This window comes from Pseudomonas sp. G5(2012) (genome assembly GCF_000408945.1).
In the GTDB taxonomy this organism is placed as follows: domain Bacteria; phylum Pseudomonadota; class Gammaproteobacteria; order Pseudomonadales; family Pseudomonadaceae; genus Aquipseudomonas; species Aquipseudomonas umsongensis.
In genome coordinates, this window is record NZ_APIO01000059.1 from 68,254 (window position 1) to 84,096 (window position 15,843).

The 15,843-nt window shown below is 60.0% G+C and carries 15 protein-coding genes and 1 pseudogene; 2 read left to right on the plus strand and 14 right to left on the minus strand.

The genetic code is table 11. The features are described from left to right. Positions 1-11: 11 nt before the first annotated feature. From PG5_RS18450 to PG5_RS18470, 5 genes and pseudogenes are all read right to left on the minus strand, one after another. Positions 12-1,844 (minus strand): annotated as a pseudogene (locus PG5_RS18450) (pilus assembly protein); the annotation flags it as partial. A gap of 103 nt (positions 1,845-1,947) precedes the next feature. Then, the gene (locus tag PG5_RS18455) at positions 1,948-2,418 is read right to left on the minus strand and encodes a PilX N-terminal domain-containing pilus assembly protein (protein ID WP_033040389.1); all 471 of its coding nucleotides are present in this window, start codon (positions 2,416-2,418) and stop codon (positions 1,948-1,950) included. An 11-nt stretch (positions 2,419-2,429) separates the two neighbouring features. Then, positions 2,430-3,149, minus strand: a complete 720-nt coding sequence (locus PG5_RS18460) for a prepilin-type N-terminal cleavage/methylation domain-containing protein (RefSeq protein ID WP_020798636.1) — start codon at positions 3,147-3,149, stop codon at positions 2,430-2,432. Beyond that, on the minus strand, positions 3,146-3,595 hold the full coding sequence (gene pilV / locus PG5_RS18465) for a type IV pilus modification protein PilV (protein ID WP_020798637.1): 450 nt from the start codon (positions 3,593-3,595) through the stop codon (positions 3,146-3,148). The genes PG5_RS18460 and pilV overlap by 4 nt, the downstream gene beginning before the upstream one ends. Next, a complete protein-coding gene (locus PG5_RS18470; RefSeq protein WP_020798638.1) occupies positions 3,592-4,065 on the minus strand; it encodes a GspH/FimT family protein in 474 nt (157 codons plus the stop codon). Before PG5_RS18470 ends, pilV begins: the two co-directional genes overlap by 4 nt. Positions 4,066-4,132: 67 nt before the next feature. Here PG5_RS18470 and PG5_RS18475 point away from each other — a divergent pair, with 67 nt between their 5' ends. Beyond that, positions 4,133-4,645, plus strand: a complete 513-nt coding sequence (locus PG5_RS18475; RefSeq protein WP_020798639.1) for a GspH/FimT family pseudopilin — start codon at positions 4,133-4,135, stop codon at positions 4,643-4,645. A gap of 4 nt (positions 4,646-4,649) precedes the next feature. Here the strand turns inward: PG5_RS18475 and ispH are convergent, their stop codons facing one another. From ispH to murJ, 6 genes are all read right to left on the minus strand, one after another. After that, positions 4,650-5,597: a 4-hydroxy-3-methylbut-2-enyl diphosphate reductase gene (gene ispH / locus PG5_RS18480; protein WP_020798640.1), complete on the minus strand. Its 948-nt coding sequence runs from the start codon at positions 5,595-5,597 to the stop codon at positions 4,650-4,652. A gap of 163 nt (positions 5,598-5,760) precedes the next feature. After that, positions 5,761-6,198, minus strand: coding sequence for an FKBP-type peptidyl-prolyl cis-trans isomerase (gene fkpB, locus PG5_RS18485; RefSeq protein WP_173667185.1), 438 nt, complete (start codon positions 6,196-6,198; stop codon positions 5,761-5,763). Between the two features lie 7 nt (positions 6,199-6,205). Further along, positions 6,206-6,718 carry a signal peptidase II gene (gene lspA / locus PG5_RS18490; protein ID WP_020798642.1) on the minus strand — a complete coding sequence of 171 codons (513 nt, stop codon included), beginning with the start codon at positions 6,716-6,718 and terminating at the stop codon, positions 6,206-6,208. Further along, on the minus strand, positions 6,711-9,542 hold the full coding sequence (gene ileS, locus PG5_RS18495; RefSeq protein ID WP_020798643.1) for an isoleucine--tRNA ligase: 2,832 nt from the start codon (positions 9,540-9,542) through the stop codon (positions 6,711-6,713). The genes lspA and ileS overlap by 8 nt, the downstream gene beginning before the upstream one ends. Then, positions 9,543-10,493, minus strand: a complete 951-nt coding sequence (gene ribF, locus PG5_RS18500) for a bifunctional riboflavin kinase/FAD synthetase (protein WP_020798644.1) — start codon at positions 10,491-10,493, stop codon at positions 9,543-9,545. Between the two features lie 129 nt (positions 10,494-10,622). Further along, entirely contained in the window at positions 10,623-12,161 is a 1,539-nt protein-coding gene (gene murJ / locus PG5_RS18505) for a murein biosynthesis integral membrane protein MurJ (RefSeq protein WP_020798645.1), read from the minus strand. 252 nt (positions 12,162-12,413) lie between these two features. On the opposite strand from murJ, the gene rpsT reads away from it, so the two are divergent. Then, positions 12,414-12,692 (plus strand): 30S ribosomal protein S20, encoded by a 279-nt coding sequence (gene rpsT / locus PG5_RS18510; RefSeq protein ID WP_020798646.1) that lies wholly within the window; start codon positions 12,414-12,416, stop codon positions 12,690-12,692. A 182-nt stretch (positions 12,693-12,874) separates the two neighbouring features. Here the strand turns inward: rpsT and PG5_RS18515 are convergent, their stop codons facing one another. The 3 genes from PG5_RS18515 to cgtA form a co-directional block, all read right to left on the minus strand. Then, positions 12,875-13,339, minus strand: coding sequence for a CreA family protein (locus PG5_RS18515; protein WP_020798648.1), 465 nt, complete (start codon positions 13,337-13,339; stop codon positions 12,875-12,877). 11 nt (positions 13,340-13,350) lie between these two features. Continuing rightward, positions 13,351-14,469, minus strand: coding sequence for a glutamate 5-kinase (gene proB / locus PG5_RS18520; protein ID WP_033041014.1), 1,119 nt, complete (start codon positions 14,467-14,469; stop codon positions 13,351-13,353). Between the two features lie 137 nt (positions 14,470-14,606). Then, positions 14,607-15,830, minus strand: a complete 1,224-nt coding sequence (gene cgtA / locus PG5_RS18525) for an Obg family GTPase CgtA (RefSeq protein WP_020798650.1) — start codon at positions 15,828-15,830, stop codon at positions 14,607-14,609. Between the last annotated feature and the right edge of the window lie 13 nt (positions 15,831-15,843).

The window sequence follows — 15,843 nt, forward strand, 5'->3', positions numbered from 1 at the left end:
TCAACTCTCGCTTACTGTATTTGTCGCCACATGATGCGACGGCTGCCGCCGCCGGATTTTTCCACCAGCGTGGAGATACCGCCACTGGAATCGTTCACGATCTTGCGCGTCGCGCCATTGACGATGGCGTTCAAAGCCGGAATGCCGCCGGTAAAGACCACGCCGCTGGACAGCGTGTCGGTGCTGTCGATCACTGCGTCGCCGTTACTGTCGAGCACCGCGTAATTGAGCATCTTACCGCTGAACGCATCGAGTTCGACCAGTTTGCCGCTACCAGAGCTGGCGCAAGGTAGCGTGGTATCCACGCTTGCCGTGGTGAAGACGATCCGCCCGAGCACCAGGCTGGCCTGGTTGAGCACCCGCTCACCGGTCAGCGTGCTGTTATACAGCAGCGGCAAGTACCAGCCCTTTTTCGCCGGGTAGGTCACCTCGTTCTGGCTGGTAGTGATCAACTGCCCCGAACTTCCCGAAAGCACCCCGGTCACGGCCTGAGCCTGCAGACTGGCGGTGGTGATTTGTCCGGAGCCCCCGTTCGCGTCCCACACCGCGTAGAACGCCTGCAGGTCCTTGTTGGTCTTGTCTGCCGCCTCGTTGAGTTTTCCAGTGCCGAAAAACACCAACTTGCCACCCAGGGCGTTGTCCGCCAGCAATGGCTGCGCGGTGATTGGCTGGGTAGCGCCACCGGCTGTGGTAAACAACGGCTGGCCGGCAAATGCCAGGCCCCAGGCATCCGGGGTGGTGCCACTCAGGTCAAACTTCCAGAGCCGTCCCTTGAGATCGCCGCCATAGGCTGCCTGCACCACGTTCTGCGAGTTCACCTTGAGTTTCACCGAAGACAAGCCGTTAGTGGTTTCGCTGCTGTCGATCACGACTTTCCTGATCAGGCTGCCGTCACGAATGTCCACCACGTACAACGCCGCTACCCCTGAATTGCTGCCGTAGCCGTTGGCAATGAACGCCGCCCACCGCCCATCCGCCAAGCGTGCCACCTCCGGACGGGCGTAGGCATAACCCAGGTCATTGAACGCGTTCGCCGCACTGGCAGTGACCGGCGCGCTGATTTCCCACAAGGCCTTCATGACATTGCCCGCCGACGCGTCGAACAACTGCAGCGCATAGAAGGTTCGCCCGCCCGCCCCCGTTCCGCCCAGTGCGAGGGTTTTCCAGGCACTGTTGAGCTGAGCATCGAACACGCCCACCTGCCCATCCACCAGAAACTTGTGGCTGACACCGTTGATGTAGGCGTTATCGGCGATGTAACGCAAAGACGGCAGTACGCTGGAGGGCATGTAGGCGTAGCGCCGGGCACCGTTGCCGGTATTGATGACGCTGACGAAACCATCGTTGGCGTTGACCACCAGACTCGCACTCATGTTGACCGCCTTGATCGCCAGGTAAGCGCTATAGCCGGTGTCCCCCGACAAGTCCGATGCGGTTTGATCCGAAGGTGCCGCCAGGACCAGCGGTGAGTTGATGATATCGCCCAGCAACACACTGCGCGCCTTCAGGCCAGCCTTGTTGGTGCCCTTGCTCCACTCCACCAGATCGCTGCCCGTGATATCGCCGGGCAAGCCCTGGTTGAGAACGGCTTGCTGGGTCGTGGAAAAATTGGCGAAGGCCAATGGCACGACGCTGTTGCTCTGGTTGTTCCATGATTGATAGGTCGGTGCCGTAGCGCCCGGCACGATGGTGTTATCGGTGGACCACAGCACCGACGCGGTGTTGACCGCGCCACTGGCGGTGAGGCCGTAGGCCTTGATCGTGCCACGCCAGTCCTTGGGGTCGTAGCGGGTCTGGAAATAGCGGGTGGCGCTGGCGACACCACTGCCGCCGGAGCCGGCGGCGCACAACAAGGGTGAATCCGAGGGCGTGAAGGCACCGGCGGGAGCTGCCAGGAACAAGGCGCAAAAGACCCCGCTCAACAATCTCCACCGCTGCGTGCGGTTATCAATATTTCGCATAAATGCTCTCCACCACACTGCGTGAGCTGCCCGCAATGCCCACGGCGGTGACCCGGTACAAGGTCACCGAGGTGTTACTCGGCACGTTCACCGCGGCCAGGCTGGTGCCAATGTTCTGCACGCCATAGAAGCCGGCGCCCGACGCGATCCAGGTCACCCCCGAGGTGGAGTTGAACCCGGCCGACTTGAGAGTCGTCGATTCGGCAGGCGGTGCGCACCGGAACGTGCCGCTGCACACCGGCAACGAATAACTGTCGAGCTGAACCGCGCTTTCGCCTACGCGCAACACCGCTTCGGCAGCCTGGAATGACTGGTTGCGCAAGCTCAGGCTACCGGCCATTTTTTCCTGCAGCGTGGCGTTTTGCATCGACGAGATGCCGATCAGCGTCAGCAGTAACAGGAACACCAGGCTGACCAGCAGCGCCATGCCGCGCTGGCAACCAGGGGACACACGCATCGGCCCGCCCTTCATGGCAGGCGGTTGCGCAAGGCGGCAACCACGTTGAAGGTTTGGTCGCTCACCCGGTGGTTCGGGTCCGTGAGTGTCAGGTTCAGGCGTACGCTACGGATGCGCGCCGGGTCCGACGGGTTGCTGCTGTAACTGGACACCGCCGAATCGGCAGCCGAGCTGGCGAGGCCGAAGCTCACGTCGAAGGCACTGACGTTATCCACCAGCACTTGCTGGAGCGGTTTCGGCGTCTCCCTACCGGCACCCAACGTCAGCTGACCGTTCTTCAAGCTGTAGATCAATCGCCGGATAGGAAATGCCAGTTGCCCCGTGGCAGGTGTGCGCAGGTCGGAGTAAGCCGTCGCACTGCTTCGACAATCGGAAACCACCGTCCAGGCCGGGGTCCCGCCATTGCTGCCGACATCCGCCGTGACCAGGATTAGCTTGAGACTGGCGTTGTCCCAACTGATCGGTTTTATCTGGCTGGCAGCGAAATCACCCTCTTTGCTGGCATCGGTGATCGTCCCCAGGCAGCCGAACATGCCGACCATGCGGATTTCCTGGATCATCTTGCTCAGCACAAAGCGCGCGTCCTCCTGCATGGCTGCGGCGGCATTCTGGCTGATGTAGGTGTTTTTTGCGGCGATGAACACCTGCACCACACCCAGTACCACCACGAGGCTCAACGCCAGGGCAATCAGCAATTCGATCAGGCCGAACCCGCGATTGGAGCGGCTCATGGCGTGGTCACCGGGTCGGTGGTGGCGCGGCTTGTGAGGACGAAACTGCGCCTTGAGTTCGCGCTGTTGGCGGCCCGCGAGTCGTCCCAATTAATGGTGATGGTGTACACCCGCTGGCTCAGGGAGATGGTGCCGGTCGCCGTGGCACCACCGAAATTGACGATGTTATGGGTGAAATCGTAGAGATCCTGGTCCCGGGCGACGTTGAGATTGCCTGAGGTCGGCGGTGTCACGGTGTAATCGGCGGCGGCATTGGCGCGAATGCGGTCCAGCATGTCGTAGGCGATAAAACTGGCCTGGCTGGTCATGCGCGCACTGTCAGTGTATTTCAAGGCATTCAATTGAACGGCGGCCGCGCCCAACAGCCCCACGCCCAGAATCAGCAACGCCACCAGCACTTCGATCAACGTCATGCCCTCCTGGGCACGCTTGCTCCATGGCCTCATCCGCAATTTCCACCCAATAGAATTCGTCCGTTCAAACACACATTCAGCATCCTGCTTTGCGTTCCGAGCACATAGCTGATCACCACTGCCGTGGAGGGTGACGACAGCCCGCCCAAATTGTTGAAATCGATGGCCGACACTCCCGAGGTTAGCGTCAGAGTCGCACCGCTGCTGATCGGTGGAACAACCCGCAATACATTCGCCGGGGTGCCCGTACCGTCATAGACCGACAACTCCCCCGTCCACACGTCCCCACCCGCCGTAGGTCGTACCCGAATGGTCACGCCGCGATCGATGGCTTCGAGTCGGGCGAAGTTGAGGCCACGTTGCAGATCCCTGATCTCGGTGTCGGCCTTGGTGCTTTGCGACGAACGGATAAACGCCGGGACCACCAGGGTGATCAGGGCCAGGAAAATCGCCAACGCAACCAACAACTCGATCAACGTGAAACCTTTTGTACGATGATCCATCGTTGCTCTCTACTGCCGTCGGCTATACCTGCTCCACGCGCTAGAACATTCCAGGGAGGAAAATCTCATGCGTGAGCAAGGTTTCAGTCTGATTGAATTGCTTATGGGACTCGCGATTCTCGGGATTGTTCTGCAACTGGTCAGTCCGGCATTCGCTGCGCTGACAGAATCGAACCATCGCAAGGAAGCGGCCAAGTCACTGGTCAGCGGTCTGCGCAGTGCAAGGAGCGAAGCGGTATCGCGCGGTCAGGTCGTCGTCGTTCACGGCATAAATGATGACTGGAGCCAGGGCTGGCGAATCATTCTGGATGTCAGCGGCAAGGGGCACGACGACCCTGGAAATCCGCTGCTGATAGAGCGTCGCAGCGGCATTGGCGTGGCTATTTTCGGCAACCAGTATGTCAGGACTGCCGTACGTTTCGGCCCAGGGGGTGAGCCGGTGTCCGGAGGTTTCCAAGCAGGGACATTGCATGTTTGCGCTGCACGCGAAGCGCAAAGCCAGCACCAGGTGGTGCTGGCCTCGAACGGTCGCATCAGCCTGCGCAGTGAAAAAACCGCGCAGGCGTTATGCGCAACCTGAAGGGTCAGAGCAGCGAACGGACCCGGAGTTCTTTTGGCATGGAGAACGTGATGTTCTCTTCACGCCCGGCCAACTCATCGGCACCGGTAGCACCCCAGGCCTGCAATTGCTGAATCACGCCGCGCACCAGGACTTCCGGAGCAGAAGCGCCAGCGGTGATACCGATCCGCTCGACACCGTCGAACCAACTCTTGTCGAGGTCCTCGGCACCGTCGATCAGGTACGCCGGGGTTGCCATGCGTTCTGCCAGTTCACGCAGGCGATTGGAGTTGGAGCTGTTCGGGCTACCGACCACCAACACCACATCACATTCGTCGGCCAATTGCTTGACCGCGTCCTGGCGGTTTTGCGTGGCGTAGCAGATGTCGTCCTTGCGCGGGCCGCCAATGGCCGGGAACCGAGTACGCAGGGCGTCGATGACGCGACTGGTATCGTCCATGGACAAGGTCGTCTGGGTGACGAACGCCAGTTTATCCGGGTTGTTCACCTGGAGTTCGGCGACGTCCTTTTCGTCTTCGACCAGATAGATCGCCCCACCGTTGCTGCCATCGTACTGGCCCATGGTGCCTTCGACTTCCGGGTGACCAGCGTGACCAATAAGGATGCACTCACGTCCATCGCGGCTGTAGCGGGCGACTTCGATATGCACCTTGGTGACCAGCGGACACGTGGCGTCGAACACTTTCAGGCCACGGCCGGCGGCTTCAGTACGTACGGCCTGGGACACGCCGTGGGCACTGAAGATGACGATCACATCGTCCGGCACCTGATCCAACTCTTCGACGAAGATCGCCCCGCGGTTACGCAGGTCTTCGACGACGAACTTGTTGTGAACCACTTCGTGGCGCACATAGATCGGCGGCCCGAAAACCTCCAGGGCGCGATTGACGATTTCGATCGCCCGGTCCACGCCGGCGCAGAAGCCACGGGGGTTGGCGAGTTTGATTTGCATGCTGTGCCTCGTGTCTTGCGCGCAAGAAAAAGCGAAAACTGTAGAAACCTACTGTGGGAGCGAGCCTGCTCGCGAAAGCGGTGTGTCAGACGACATCAATGTTGAATGTCTGTCAGCCTTCGCGAGCAGGCTCGCTCCCACATTTTTGACCGTGTTCGGTCAGTTACAGCGCTTTGACGGAAATGATTTCCACGTCAAAGGTCAGGGTCTTGCCCGCCAGTGGATGGTTGAAGTCGATGGTCACTTGCGTGTCATCGAACTCTTTGACCACACCCGGCAATTCAGTATTGGCCGCATCGTTGAAGATCACCAGCAAACCTGGCGACAGGTCCATGTCCTGGAACTGTGAGCGCGGGATGATCTGCACGTTTTGCGGGTTGGGCTGGCCGAACGCGTTTTCCGGCTCGATGCTCAGGGTACGCTTGTCGCCCGCCTTGAAACCGAACAACGCCACTTCGAAACCTGGCAACAGGTTGCCGTCACCGACCTTGAAGGTCGCCGGGGCCTTGTCGAAGGTGCTGTCCACCGTGTCGCCGTTCTCCAGGCGCAATGCGAAATGCAAGGTGACTTCCGTGTTCTGGCCGATGCGTTGCTCAGCCAATACCTGTTCAGTCATGAACGGTTTCTCCGGTCTTTTTACTTTTGAACATATCCAGTGCCAGCATTACAGCACCAACCGTGATTGCACTGTCGGCAAAGTTGAAAGCCGGGAAATACCAGCGATTCTGCCAATGCACCAGAATGAAATCGATCACATGGCCCAAGGCTATGCGGTCATACAAATTGCCCAGCGCGCCACCCAGCACCAACGCCAACGCGATGGCCACCCAGGTTTCGTTACGTCCCAGACGCTTTAGCCACACCACCAGCACGGCACTGACCACCATCGCGATCAGGGCAAACAACCAGCGCTGCCAGCCGGAGCTGTCAGCCAGGAAGCTGAATGCCGCGCCGGTGTTGTAGGCCAGGGTCCAGCTGAAGTAATCGGGGATCACCACGATTTGCTGGTACATCTCCAACGAGCCTTCGAAGTAGAACTTACTGGCCTGGTCGATGACCAGGACCAGCAAACTCAACCAGAGCCAGCCCAGCCGCCCAAAACGGCCAACGGCATTAGGCATAGTGACGAACCTCGCCCGCGCCGCTGATGTTGTCGACGCAACGACCGCAGATTTCCGGATGCTCCGGGTTCACGCCGACGTCTTCACGGCAATGCCAGCAACGGGCGCACTTGGCGAAGGCCGACTTGACGATTTTCAGCTTCAAGCCGCTGACTTCGGTGACTACCGCGTCCGCTGGCGCCTGAACAAAAGGTGCAACGCTGGCGGTGGAGGTGATCAGGACGAAACGCAGTTCGTTGCTCAGCTTGGCCAGGTCGGCGCTCAGCGCGTCTTCGGCGAACAGCGTCACTTCGGCTTGCAGGTTGCCACCGACGGCCTTGGCCGCGCGCTGGATTTCCATCTCTTTGTTGACCGCGACCTTCACTTCCATGATGCGGTCCCAGTAGGCGCGACCCAGCTCGAAGCCTTCCGGCAGTTCGCTCAGGCCTTCGTACCAGGTGTTGAGCATGACGGACTCGTTGCGCTCGCCCGGCAGGTATTGCCACAGCTCGTCGGCGGTAAACGCCAGGATCGGGGCGATCCAGCGCACCAGCGCTTCGGAGATGTGGAACAGCGCGGTCTGGCACGAACGACGGGCCTTGCTGTCGGCACCCGTGGTGTACTGGCGGTCCTTGATGATGTCCAGGTAGAAACCGCCCAGCTCCTGCACGCAGAAGTTGTGGATCTTCGAGTACACGTTCCAGAAGCGGTATTCACCGTAGTGCTCTTGCAGCTCACGTTGCAGCAGCAGGGTGCGATCCACGGCCCAACGGTCCAGTGCCAGCATTTCTTCGGCCGGCAGCAGGTCGGTGGCCGGGTTGAAGCCGGTCAGGTTCGAGAGCAGGAAACGCGCGGTGTTACGGATACGCCGGTAGGCGTCCGCACTGCGTTGCAGGATCTGCTCGGACACTGCCATTTCACCGGAGTAGTCGGTAGAAGCGACCCACAGGCGCATGATATCGGCACCCAGGGTGTCGTTGACCTTCTGCGGTGCAATGACGTTGCCCAACGACTTGGACATCTTGCGGCCGGACTCGTCAACGGTGAAACCGTGGGTCAGCAGCTCGCGATACGGCGCGTGGTTGTCGATGGCGCAACCGGTCAGCAGCGACGAATGGAACCAGCCGCGGTGCTGGTCCGAACCTTCCAGGTACAGGTCGGCGCGTGGACCGCTTTCGTGGCCCATCGGGTGCGAACCGCGCAGGACGTGCCAGTGGGTGGTACCCGAGTCGAACCAGACGTCGAGGGTGTCGCTGATCTTGTCGTACTGTGGCGCTTCATCGCCCAGCAGCTCGGCGGCGTCCAGCTTGAACCAGGCCTCGATGCCTTCGACTTCGACGCGCTTGGCAACTTCTTCCATCAATTCGACGGTGCGTGGGTGCAGTTCGCCGCTTTCCTTGTTCAGGAAGAACGGGATCGGCACACCCCAATTGCGCTGGCGGGAGATGCACCAGTCCGGACGGTTGGCAATCATCGAGTGCAGTCGCGCCTGGCCCCAGGCCGGTACGAACTGGGTTTCTTCAATGGCTTTGAGCGAGCGCTGGCGCAGGGTGTCGCCGGTGGTTGGCTGCTTGTCCATGCCGATGAACCACTGCGCGGTGGCACGGTAGATCAGCGGAGTCTTGTGGCGCCAGCAGTGCATGTAGCTGTGTTCGATGATGGTCGTGTGCAGCAGCGCGCCCACTTCGGTCAGCTTGTCGACGATGGCCGGGTTGGCCTTCCAGATGAACTGGCCGCCGAAGAATTCCAGCGAGGTCGCGTAGACGCCGTTGCTTTGTACCGGGTTGAGGATGTCATCGTTGACCATGCCGTATTTCTTGCAGGTCACGAAGTCGTCCACACCGTAGGCCGGGGCAGAGTGAACCACGCCGGTGCCGGCGCCCAGTTCGACATAGTCAGCCAGGTAGACAGGCGACAGGCGGTCGTAGAACGGGTGGCGGAAGTTGATCAGTTCCAGCGCTTTGCCCGAGGCAATCGCGATGACCGAACCTTCCAGGCTGTAGCGTGCCAGGCATGACTCGACCAGCTCTTCAGCCAACACCAGCAGTTTGTCGCCGACATCGACCAGGGCGTAGTTGAATTCCGGGTGGACGTTCAGCGCCTGGTTGGCCGGGATGGTCCACGGGGTGGTGGTCCAGATCACGATCGACGCGGGTTTGTCCAGCGAAGGCAGACCGAACGCGGCAGCCAGCTTGGCTTCGTCGGCAATCGGGAATGCCACGTCGATGGTCGAGGACTTCTTGTTCTCGTACTCGACTTCCGCCTCGGCCAGGGCCGAACCGCAATCGAAGCACCAGTTCACAGGCTTGAGGCCCTTGAACACGAAACCGCCCTTGACGATTTCGGCGAGGGCACGGATTTCACCGGCCTCGTTCTTGAAATCCATGGTCTTGTACGGGTTGGCGAAGTCGCCCAGCACGCCTAGACGGATGAATTCGGATTTCTGCCCTTCGATCTGCTCGGTGGCGTAGGCACGGCACAGTTCGCGGGTCTTGTCCGCGCCCAGGTTCTTGCCGTGGGTCACTTCGACCTTGTGCTCGATCGGCAGGCCATGGCAGTCCCAACCCGGAACATAAGGCGCATCGAAGCCCGACAGGGTCTTCGAACGAATGATCATGTCCTTCAGAATCTTGTTCAGTGCGTGACCGATGTGAATCGTGCCGTTGGCGTATGGAGGACCGTCGTGCAGGACGAACTTCGGACGATCCTTGCCAATCTCGCGCAACTTTCCGTACAGGCCAATGCTGTCCCAGCGCTGCAGAATCTGCGGTTCGCGCTGAGGCAGGCCGGCCTTCATTGGGAAGGCGGTGTCCGGAAGGTTTAGCGTGGCTTTATAGTCGGTCATTTAAGGCTCTTCATTAGCGATTGGCGCTAGGTGCGACAGGGCACGGGCGGCGGCGACATCCGCATTGATCGCCGTCTTAAGCGCCTCCAGAGAGGCGAAACGCTGCTCTTCACGCAGCTTTTGGTGGAAAACCACCGTCATACGCCGGTCATACAGATCGCCGGCAAAATCTAAAAGATGTACTTCGAGGTGGGCTCTGCCATCTCCCTGGACCGTGGGTCGAACGCCGATATTGGCGACGCCAGGCCAGGTCTTGCCGTCCAGGTCGATACTGACCAGATAAACCCCGGTCAGCGGCACGCGACGACGCTTGAGCTGGATATTGGCGGTGGGCGTACCCAACTGCCGGGCCAGCTTCTGGCCATGCAACACGCGACCGGCGATCCGGTATGGACGGCCCAGTAAACGCTCCGCGAGGGCGAAATCAGCAGCGGCCAGCGCATTACGCACCTGGGTGCTGCTGACGCGAATGCCATCGAGCTCGACGGTTTGCGCCGCTTCGACGGTGAAACCCTGCATGACGCCAGCCTGTTGCAGGAAATCGAAATCCCCTGCCCGGTCACAGCCAAAACGGAAGTCGTCGCCGACTTCAAGGTGCTGCACGCCGAGACCGTCAACCAGGATGGTTTCGACGAACTCACTGGCGCTGAGCTTGCTCAGGCGCTGGTTGAATGCCAGGCACAGGACTCGGTCGACCCCTTCGGCAGCCAACAGCTGCAGCTTGTCACGCAGCCGGGCCAGACGCGCTGGCGCCGTGTCAGGGGCGAAGAATTCCCGGGGCTGCGGCTCGAAAATAACCACGCAGCTGGGCACGCCCAACTCGAGCGCACGCTCGCGCAGCCGCGCCAGGATAGCCTGGTGGCCACGGTGTACACCGTCAAAGTTGCCAATAGTGGCGACACAGCCCCGATGCTGGGGGCGCAGATTGTGGAGGCCTCGAACCAGCTGCATAACGCGCTTCTTGCTCATAAAGTGGTCGATTATAACCACACCCGGCGGCCGACGACAGGCAACACCGTATCCCAAAGTAATCGAGCCGACAAAAACGCCGACTCGCCCATGTTTATCGAGGCCCTGGCTTTAGCCAAGCGCCTTGCGATTGAAGTCGCGCAACCTGAAGCCCATCAACACTAACATGCCGAAATAAGCCACCACACCGGCGATGACCAAAGCGCCCAGGCGCAGGAACCGCTCAAGCATCTGCCCTTCGCCCCAGGCGGGCATGAAATGCATCCCCGCCAGCAGCACAGCGGACATCACCGTCACCGCGACCACCAGCTTGAAGCCAAACTTCGCCCAACCCGGTTGCGGCTGGTACATCTGCTGCTTGCGCAGTTGATAGAACAGCAGCCCGGCATTCAGGCAGGCACCGGCACTGATGGCAAGCGCAAGGCCGGCATGGGCCAGCGGGCCGATCAACAGCAGGTTGAACAACTGGGTGACCACCAGGGTGAAAATCGCGATTTTTACCGGCGTGCGGATGTTTTGTTGCGCATAAAAGCCTGGCGCCAGTACTTTGATCACGATAATCCCGAGCAAACCGACAGAGTAGGCAATCAGCGCACGCTGGGTCATGGCCGCGTCATGGGCATCGAACTGACCGTACTGGAACAGTGAAACCGTCAGCGGCTCGGCCAGAATCCCCAACGCCAGGGCACAAGGCAATACCAGCACGAAACACAGGCGCAGGCCCCAATCGAGGATTCGCGAATATTCCTGGCGGTCCTGGCTGGCGTAGGTCTTGGCCAGGGTCGGCAGCAGAATCGTGCCCAATGCCACGCCCAGCACACCGGACGGCAACTCCATCAGGCGGTCGGCGTAGTACATCCAGGACACCGAGCCGGCAACCAGGAAGGACGCAAAGATGGTGTTGATGATCAACGAGATTTGACTCACCGACACCCCGAGAATCGCCGGCAGCATCTGCTTCATCACCCGCCAGACGCCGCTGTCGCGCAAACTCAGGCGCGGCAGGACCAGCATGCCGATTTTTTTCAGGTGTGGCAGTTGGTAAAGCAACTGCGCCAGACCGCCCGCCAGCACCGCCCAGCCCAGCGCCATCACCGGCGGATCGAAGTACGGCGTCAGGAACAGCGCAAAGATAATCATGCTGACGTTCAGCAGGGTCGGCACAAACGCCGGCACAGAAAAGCGGTTCCAGGTGTTAAGGATCGCGCCAGCCAATGAGGACAGGGAAATCAGCAAGATGTACGGAAAGGTCACTCGCAGCAAGCTGGTGGTCAGCTCGAACTTCTCCGGCGTATTGGTGAAACCCGGCGCGGTCACCCAGATGACCCAGGGGGCGGCAAGCATGCCCAACGCCGTGACGAGCGCCAGCACCAGTGTCAGCAGGCCAGAAACATAGGCAATGAAGGTTCGCGTCGCCTCATCGCCCTTCTGGCTTTTGTATTCGGCCAGAATCGGTACGAATGCCTGGGAAAACGCCCCTTCGGCAAAAATCCGCCGCAACAGGTTGGGCAACTTGAAGGCGATGAAAAAGGCGTCGGTCGCCATTCCCGCGCCGAATGCACGTGCAATAAGGGTGTCACGAACAAACCCCAAAACCCGGGAAAGCATCGTGATAGAGCTGACAGCGGCCAACGATTTGAGCAGATTCATTAAAAGAGTTCGTGCCTGTCGATAAACAGCAGGCGAACTACGCGCCTACTTATGCGATACTCCGCGCCGCAACAGCACAGAGCCAAAGCTCGCGAGTTTACAGGTCGCACGCTGGAAAGAAATATCCAGAGGTGTTGCACCTACCACTTAGCGGAACGTTTCAACCGCCCTTGACAAGACCTCAACTCATCGGCATGATTCGCGGCCTATTTTGTTTGCTATTTCCTAAAAAGTCTTTCGAGGAGCTCGACGGTGGCCAACTCACCTTCCGCCAAAAAACGTGCAAAACAGGCTGAGAAGCGTCGCAGCCACAACGCCAGCCTGCGTTCCATGGTTCGTACCTACATCAAGAATGTAGTTAAGGCCATCGACGCAAAAGACGCTGAAAAAGCTCAAGCTGCTTACGTTCTGGCTGTGCCAGTTATCGACCGTATGGCCGATAAAGGCATCATCCACAAGAACAAGGCTGCTCGTCATAAGAGCCGCCTGAATGGCCACGTAAAGGCCCTGAACGTTGCCGCTGCTGCCTAAGCGACTCGTTCATTAAAAAACCGACCTCAGGGTCGGTTTTTTATTGCCTGCGATTTGATGAACACACAAAACAATTGTGGGAGCGGGCTTGCTCGCGAAAGCGGCGCATCAGGCGACACCTGCATCGACTGACACTGCGCTTTCGCGAGCAAGCCCACTCCCACACTTGGATTTTCGTTTACTTATTGAGCGCTCGCCCAAGGCAAAATCGGAATCGCTGTCACCGCACTCTGCGGACTGCCCTCGATCAACCGATCGCTGTACACCAGATACACCAGCGTATTGCGCTTCTTATCGAGGAATCGCACCACCTGCATGGTCTTGAACACCAGGGAGGTACGCTCCTTGAACACCTCGTCACCGTCCTTGAGCTCACCCTTGAAGCTGATGGGCCCGACCTGACGACAGGCAATGGACGCCTCGGCACGATCCTCGGCCAATCCAAGCCCACCCTTCACACCCCCGGTCTTGGCGCGCGACAGGTAGCACGTCACACCCTCGACCTTGGGATCGTCAAACGCCTCGACCACGATGCGATCGTTCGGGCCGACAAACTTGAACACCGTCGACACCTGGCCAATTTCCTCAGCCGACGCCAGCAGCGGCATCGCCAACAGCAACCCCAACAATCCTTTTGCCATGCGCATCAGGTATTCCTTCAGACCAGAATCAGATTATCGCGATGAACCAGTTCCGGTTCCGCCATATAACCCAAGAGACCGACAATCGCCTCAGACGACTGACCGATGATTTTTTGTGCTTCCAGCGCACTGTAGTTGGCCAACCCACGGGCAATTTCACGACCGTCTGGCGCCACGCACACCACCATTTCGCCGCGACGGAAGCTACCCTGGACCAATTTGACCCCAACCGGCAGCAGGCTCTTGTTACCTTGGGACAACGCCGTCACCGCACCCGCGTCCAACACCAGGGTGCCACGGGTTTGCAGATGCCCGGCCAGCCACTGCTTGCGTGCCGCCAGCATGCCGCGCTCAGGCGAGAGCAAGGTGCCAATGCGCTCACCCGCCTTAAGGCGATCCAGAACGCGCTCCAGTCGACCACCCACGATGATCGTATGCGCACCGGACCGCGCCGCCAGGCGTGCCGCGCGCAGCTTGGTTTGCATGCCACCGCGTCCCAGCGCTCCACCGGTACCGCCTGCCACCGCGTCGAGCGCCGGATCATCGGCACGCGCCTCGTAGATCAGCTGGGCATCTGGATTGTTGCGCGGATCGGCATCGAACATGCCATCGCGATCCGTCAGGATCACCAGCAGGTCAGCCTCGACCAGGTTAGCCACCAGCGCCGCGAGGGTATCGTTGTCGCCGAAACGGATTTCGTCGGTGACCACAGTATCGTTCTCGTTGATCACCGGAATGACCTTCAACTCGACCAGCGCACGCAAGGTGCTGCGGGCGTTCAGGTAGCGCTTGCGGTCGGACAGGTCATCGTGCGTCAGGAGAATTTGCGCAGTGTGTCGACCATGCTCGGCAAAGCTCGACTCCCAGGCCTGCACCAAGCCCATCTGGCCGATTGCAGCAGCGGCCTGGAGCTCGTGCATCGCACTGGGTCGCGCGGTCCAGCCCAGACGGCTCATGCCGGCCGCCACCGCCCCGGAGGACACCAGCACCAACTCGACACCCGCCTCATGCAAGGCCACCATCTGTTCAACCCAGACACCCATTGCCGCGCGATCCAGGCCCTTGCCGTCCGCTGTCAGCAAAGCGCTGCCGATCTTCACGACCCAACGCTGCGCACCTGTCACCTTGCTCCGCATCATCTTCAACCTTAGCTTGAGGGCAGCGCGACCTGGCACTGCCCGTGACGTTATTCGTGGTTATTCGTGACCAACGATCGATTTCCAGATACTAAAACGCCGCTCGATTGAGCGGCGCTTAAGTTTATCGCAACGAATCAGTCACGCACGTAAATGATTTCCGGACCGTCTTCGTCATCCACATCTTCTTCGTCCCAATCATCGTCGCCGATGTCGTGGACCGACTTCACGCCGCTACGACGCAAGGCACGCTGATCGTCCAGCGCCTGCAGCTGGGCACGGGCTTCGTCTTCGATGCGCTGATCGAGATCGGCCAGCTCTTCCTTGTAGGCCGGGTCATTGGCCAGGCGATCGGCACGATCTTCCAGGTAACGCATGATGTCGTGACACAGACGCTCGGTGTTCTGCTTGGCGATGGCCGAGATCACGTAGACCGGACCGGTCCACTCCAGGCGATCGACGATTTCCTTGACCCGCTCATCGTGCTCTTCTTCAAGGATCTGGTCGCACTTGTTGAGGATCAGCCAACGATCACGTTCAGCCAGGGACGGGCTGAACTTGGTCAGCTCGTTGACGATGACCTCGGCAGCGTCCGGAGCACTGGTGTCATCCAGCGGCGCCATGTCGACGAGGTGCAGCAGCAGGCGGGTACGCGACAAGTGCTTGAGGAAACGAATCCCCAGGCCGGCGCCGTCGGAAGCACCTTCAATCAGGCCCGGGATGTCCGCGACCACGAAGCTTTTCCAGCGATCGACGCTGACCACACCCAGGTTTGGCACCAGAGTGGTAAACGGATAGTCGGCGACTTTCGGCTTGGCAGCGGATACCGAACGGATAAAGGTACTTTTACCAGCGTTCGGCAAGCCCAGCAGACCCACGTCCGCCAGCACCTTCATTTCCAGCTTGAGGTCACGCTGCTCGCCCGGCTTGCCCGGCGTAGTCTGGCGTGGCGCACGGTTGGTACTGGATTTGAAACGGGTGTTACCCAAACCGTGCCAACCGCCATGTGCCACCAGCAGCTTCTGGCCAGCCTTGGTCAGGTCACCGATCACTTCCTGGGTAGCGGAGTCGATCACGGTGGTGCCGACCGGTACGCGCAGCACCAGATCCTCACCCTTCTTGCCGGTGCAGTCGGTGCTGCCACCATTGGAGCCACGCTCGGCATCGAAGTGCCGGGTGTAACGATAGTCGACCAGGGTGTTGAGGTTTTCGTCGGCGATCATGTAGACCGAGCCGCCGTCACCACCATCACCACCGTTCGGACCACCGTTTTCGATGAATTTTTCGCGACGGAAACTCATGCAGCCGTTACCGCCGTCGCCAGCCTTTACTCGGATCGATACTTCATCAACAAACTTCATAACACAACGCCTC

What these genes read in the sequence shown, in the direction of transcription:
- PG5_RS18470 (WP_020798638.1), bottom strand. Translation starts at nt 4,065, where the DNA reads ATGGATCATCGTACAAAAGGTTTCACGTTGATCGAGTTGTTGGTTGCG.
- PG5_RS18460 (WP_020798636.1), bottom strand. Translation starts at nt 3,149, where the DNA reads ATGAGCCGCTCCAATCGCGGGTTCGGCCTGATCGAATTGCTGATTGCC.
- cgtA (WP_020798650.1), bottom strand. Translation starts at nt 15,830, where the DNA reads ATGAAGTTTGTTGATGAAGTATCGATCCGAGTAAAGGCTGGCGACGGC.
- PG5_RS18515 (WP_020798648.1), bottom strand. Translation starts at nt 13,339, where the DNA reads ATGCGCATGGCAAAAGGATTGTTGGGGTTGCTGTTGGCGATGCCGCTG.
- ispH (WP_020798640.1), bottom strand. Translation starts at nt 5,597, where the DNA reads ATGCAAATCAAACTCGCCAACCCCCGTGGCTTCTGCGCCGGCGTGGAC.
- PG5_RS18475 (WP_020798639.1), top strand. Translation starts at nt 4,133, where the DNA reads ATGCGTGAGCAAGGTTTCAGTCTGATTGAATTGCTTATGGGACTCGCG.
- PG5_RS18455 (WP_033040389.1), bottom strand. Translation starts at nt 2,418, where the DNA reads ATGCGTGTGTCCCCTGGTTGCCAGCGCGGCATGGCGCTGCTGGTCAGC.
- pilV (WP_020798637.1), bottom strand. Translation starts at nt 3,595, where the DNA reads ATGAGGCCATGGAGCAAGCGTGCCCAGGAGGGCATGACGTTGATCGAA.
- lspA (WP_020798642.1), bottom strand. Translation starts at nt 6,718, where the DNA reads ATGCCTAATGCCGTTGGCCGTTTTGGGCGGCTGGGCTGGCTCTGGTTG.
- ileS (WP_020798643.1), bottom strand. Translation starts at nt 9,542, where the DNA reads ATGACCGACTATAAAGCCACGCTAAACCTTCCGGACACCGCCTTCCCA.
- murJ (WP_020798645.1), bottom strand. Translation starts at nt 12,161, where the DNA reads ATGAATCTGCTCAAATCGTTGGCCGCTGTCAGCTCTATCACGATGCTT.
- proB (WP_033041014.1), bottom strand. Translation starts at nt 14,469, where the DNA reads ATGCGGAGCAAGGTGACAGGTGCGCAGCGTTGGGTCGTGAAGATCGGC.
- ribF (WP_020798644.1), bottom strand. Translation starts at nt 10,493, where the DNA reads ATGCAGCTGGTTCGAGGCCTCCACAATCTGCGCCCCCAGCATCGGGGC.